Annotated in this window: 4 protein-coding genes; 2 read left to right on the top strand and 2 right to left on the bottom strand. The window is 67.7% G+C overall.

The window, feature by feature from the left end; translation table 11 throughout:
- Positions 1-205 precede the first annotated feature (205 nt).
- Both RH857_RS13345 and RH857_RS13350 read right to left on the bottom strand, forming a co-directional pair.
- The gene (locus RH857_RS13345; protein WP_310538466.1) at positions 206-826 is read right to left on the bottom strand and encodes a response regulator; all 621 of its coding nucleotides are present in this window, start codon (positions 824-826) and stop codon (positions 206-208) included.
- On the bottom strand, positions 823-2,019 hold the full coding sequence (locus RH857_RS13350) for a sensor histidine kinase (protein ID WP_310538467.1): 1,197 nt from the start codon (positions 2,017-2,019) through the stop codon (positions 823-825). Before RH857_RS13350 ends, RH857_RS13345 begins: the two co-directional genes overlap by 4 nt.
- A 150-nt stretch (positions 2,020-2,169) precedes the next feature.
- Here RH857_RS13350 and RH857_RS13355 point away from each other — a divergent pair, with 150 nt between their 5' ends.
- Positions 2,170-3,261 (top strand): ABC transporter permease, encoded by a 1,092-nt coding sequence (locus RH857_RS13355; protein WP_310538469.1) that lies wholly within the window; start codon positions 2,170-2,172, stop codon positions 3,259-3,261.
- Positions 3,258-3,974: an ABC transporter ATP-binding protein gene (locus RH857_RS13360; RefSeq protein WP_310538468.1), complete on the top strand. Its 717-nt coding sequence runs from the start codon at positions 3,258-3,260 to the stop codon at positions 3,972-3,974. Before RH857_RS13355 ends, RH857_RS13360 begins: the two co-directional genes overlap by 4 nt.
- The last annotated feature ends 224 nt before the right edge of the window (positions 3,975-4,198 follow it).

A 4,198-nucleotide genomic window follows, 5' to 3' on the forward strand; every position in this document is an offset into this window, starting at 1 on the left:
AACCGGCTGTGGGTCACCGATCTGACCTTCGTGCCCACCTGGGCAGGTATCGCCTCGCCTCCGGCGAAGGCCGATGAAATGGGAGCCTCACCAACCCGCACAGGGTATGGGCGCCGTCTCTCTTCCCAGCGACGCATCTTATTCGATAGCCCGTCCACGGCGAGGTCGCTGCCATAAATCCGGAGCAAGAAAGCCGAGTATCCCTCTATCTCAGGAGGCCGGTGTCGCGTGCGGTGGCGACGGCGGCGGTGCGGGAGGAAACGTCGAGCTTGGTGTAGATGTGCACGAGGTGCGATTTCACGGTGGCGTCGCTGATGTGCAGTCGTGCAGCGATGTCGTTGTTCGTCGCACCGTCTGCGACGAGCCGCAGGACTTCGGTCTCGCGGGCGCTGAGGGTCGGTTGCGGGGAGCGCATACGGGCGAGCAGGCGGCCTGCAATCGCGGGGGCGAGGGCGGTCTCTCCTGCTGCGGCGGCGCGGATCGCGGCGATGAGCTCATCGGGCGGGGCGTCTTTGAGGAGGTAGCCGCTGGCCCCGGCTTCGACCGCGCCGAGGATATCGCTGTCGGTGTCGTAGTTCGTGAGCACCAGCACCGCCGGCGGCGCGGGGAGAGCGCGGATGCGACGGGTGGCGTCGGCTCCGGTCTGTTCCGTGCCGAACTGCAAATCCATCAGCACGACATCCGGTGCCAGCTCGACGGCGAGAGCGACGACGGCATCGGGGTTCGGTGCCTCACCGATCACGTCGAGGTCGGGGTCACCGACAAGCATGGCGCGGAGCCCGGCGCGGACGACGGGGTGGTCGTCGGCGAGCACGATCCGGATCATGATGCCGCCCCGCGTCGCGTCGGGAGCGGCAACCGTGCGGTGACCGTGGTGCCGTCGCCGGGTGCCGAGGTGATGGTGAGGGCGCCGTCAAGCTGTTCGACACGCTCGCGCATGGCTGACAGACCGAAGGAGTCGGCCTCGTGCGAGTCGGCGACCGCAGAGGACACGTCGAAGCCCTGCCCGTCGTCGCGTACGATCAATGACACGGCGTCGTCATCGCGAGCGAGCTCGACGGCGATCCGGGTGGCGTCCGCGTGACGGATCGCATTCGACAGCGCACCCTGGGCGATGCGCAGCAGCGCGGTCTGGATGCCCATCGGAAGATCGAGGTCTTCAGCGGTCACCTCGACGGGAAGCGAGGCGCGGTCGGATTGTTCCTGTCCGAGCCTGCGCAGAGCGGCGGTGAGGCCGTCGTCGAGTCGGGCAGGGGTGAGCTCGCGGATGATCTGCCTGGTGTCGGCGAGGCTCTCGGCCGCAGTCTCACGCGCGAGCTTCAGGTAGCCCGCGCCGGGCTCGGGAGTGTCGCGTTCGGCAGCGCGCAGCAGCATCTGAATCGAGGACAGGCCCTGAGCGACGGTGTCATGGATCTCACGAGCCAGGCGTGCCCGCTCCGCCAACGCACCCTGTTCGCGTTCGGTCTCCGCAAGCTGCTGCCGAGTGCGGATCAGCTCGGCAAGGAGCCGCTCGCGTTCCTCGGCTTCACGCCGCAGTGCGCGGTAGGCGAGTCCGATCAGGAGGGCGACGCCAGCGCCGACGAGGGGGCCGATAACCCCGCCGACGCTGAACCCGAGATGCAGGCCGACGGCGAGGATCGCGAACGCGGTCGTGACCACGATCGCCGCGACCCCGCCCGGGCCGGGCAGGACGTGGAGGTAGAGGAAGAACAGCGGGAAGACCAGGTACGCCCCCTCGGGGCTCAACCACGTCAGCACCGCCCACAACAGGGTCAGCGCGGCGACCCAGACGACCGCGAACCTGCGACCGGACGAACCTGCTGCGCGGCCGGAACGCGCTGCCCATGCGCCGGCGAGGTAGACCGCGACGAACGCCACCCCGACGACCAGTGTCCATGCCGCGACCGGGGAGAAGACGACGAATGCGCGCACGACCGCGAAGCCGGCAAGCCCGATCAGGAGGGCGTGCAGGCCGAAGCGGAGGCCGGTGAACACCTGGGCCAGGGTCGAGTGCGGCATGACAGCTCTAGCCTATGCGAGCCGCGTTTCCGGACCATCAACCGAAAGTTTGACCGTGAATCCCATGGTTTAGGCGATGCCCGACCACGCCCCTTGAAAGGAGGGTTGAAGAGTAGCTCGGGCAGAGTGTTCGAGCGGAAAGGCATCATCGTGTTCGTCGCGTGGAGAGAGCTGCGGTTCGCCCGCGGCCGGTTCCTGCTCATCGGGGCCGTTGTCGCCCTGATCACCCTGCTCGTCGGCTTCCTCTCAGGCCTTACCGGAGGACTTGCCTCCCAGAACATCTCCTCCGTATTGCACCTGCCCGGAGACCGTCTCGTGCTGCAGCAGCCCGAGAACAGTGACCCGAGTTTCGCGACGTCCTCTCTCGACGAGGACACCGTCACGGCTTGGGAGCAGGCCGACGGTGTCGAGTCGGTGACGCCGGTCGGGGTCGTTCAGTCGCGGGCTTCGTCCAGCGGTACCGACGACCCGACCGGGGTCGCCCTTTACGGGCTGCCGCAGGACGCTCCGGGTACCGGATCGAACTCCCTGTTCGAGCTCACCCCGGATTCCGATTCCGAGGTCGGCCTCTCCTCCGGCGCTGCCGACGACCTCGGTGTCGAGGTCGGTGACACGATCTCGATTACCGGCAACGACTTCACCGTTGCCACTATTGGCGAGGATCTCTGGTACAGCCACACCCCGGTCCTCGTCATGACCCCGGACGCGTGGAGCGAGGCCAGCAAGCTCGTCGGAGGCACCGGCGAGGCCACCGTGCTCGCCGTCACCGGCGACGCAGACTGGGAGGTCGTGGGTTCCGAAACGGACACGGTCGCGGAGACGCCACTGGCGAGTCTGACCGCTTTGGAGGCGTTCCAGTCCGAGATCGGGTCGCTCGGGCTGATGATCGTGATGCTCTTCGGGATCTCCGCGCTCGTTGTCGGTGCGTTCTTCACCGTTTGGACGATGCAACGCGCAGGCGACATCGCCGTGCTCAAGGCATTGGGGGCCACGACCGGGTCGCTCGTGCGTGACTCCCTCGGGCAAGCCCTCATCGTGCTCGCCGTCGGGATCGGGGTCGGCCTTGCGGCCGTGGTCGGGCTTGGCGCGCTCGCGGGTCAGGCGCTGCCGTTCGTCGTGAGCCCGCTGACCACTCTCGCCCCGGCCGTCGTGATGGCGGTGCTGGGCCTTGCCGGGGCAGCGTTCGCGCTGCGCTCCGTCACTAAAGCCGACCCCCTGACAGCCCTTGGGAGCAACCGATGATCGAACTGCAGAACGTCATCCTCACCTTCCCCGACGGGGAGAACCGCATCACCGCCGTCGATGACGTCACCCTCCGTGGAGACAACGGCACCGTCACCGGCATCACCGGCCCCTCCGGATCGGGCAAATCGAGCATCCTCGCCGTCGCCGCGACCCTGATCCGCCCCGACTCCGGCGGCGTCCTCATCGGGAACGAGTCGGACTTGATCGACACCGCCCAGCTCTCGAAGACCGAGGCCACCGAACTGCGCCGTGAGCGCGTCGGCATCGTCTTCCAGCAGTCGAACCTGCTTCCAGCGCTCACGGCTTGCGAGCAACTGCAGGTCATGGCCCGGCTCGGCGGTGGCACCAGCCGGAACAGGCGCGCGAGAATCGACGCACGTGTCGAGGAACTGCTCGACGTGGTCGGCCTCACCCCGCATGCTGACAAGCGCCCCCACCAGCTCTCCGGCGGGCAACGCCAACGGATCGCGATCGCCCGCGGGCTCGTCCACGAACCCGAGGTGCTGCTCGTCGATGAGCCGACCAGCGCTCTCGACCAGGAGCGCGGGGCAGACATTATGCGGCTCATTGCCGGCCTCACTCACGAACGCGACACCGCCACGCTGCTCGTCACCCACGACCTCGTGCATCGCGATGCCCTGGACGATCTCGTCACAGTCATCGACGGCCGCATCACCACCCCTGTCGCAGGGCAAGCGCTTACACGCTGAGCTGGGTCTGCTGCAGGCCTGGCGGCTGTGTGCCTCCCAGGGGGTGTTCTCGGTGATCAGCCGCTGGAAGAAAGCAGGGGCGCCCGGCCAGGGCCACCGGTCCACGACGATCTGGTGCACCGTCAGTTCAGAACCGTGAAGACCCTCAACGAGGTCTGGCTGACTGACATCGAGCGCCACGAGGCGCTTCTGGACCTTGCGGTGGTGAAAGGACACCGCTTCGC

Source organism: Nesterenkonia flava (assembly GCF_031432335.1).
GTDB classification, from domain to species: Bacteria; Actinomycetota; Actinomycetes; order Actinomycetales; family Micrococcaceae; genus Nesterenkonia; species Nesterenkonia flava.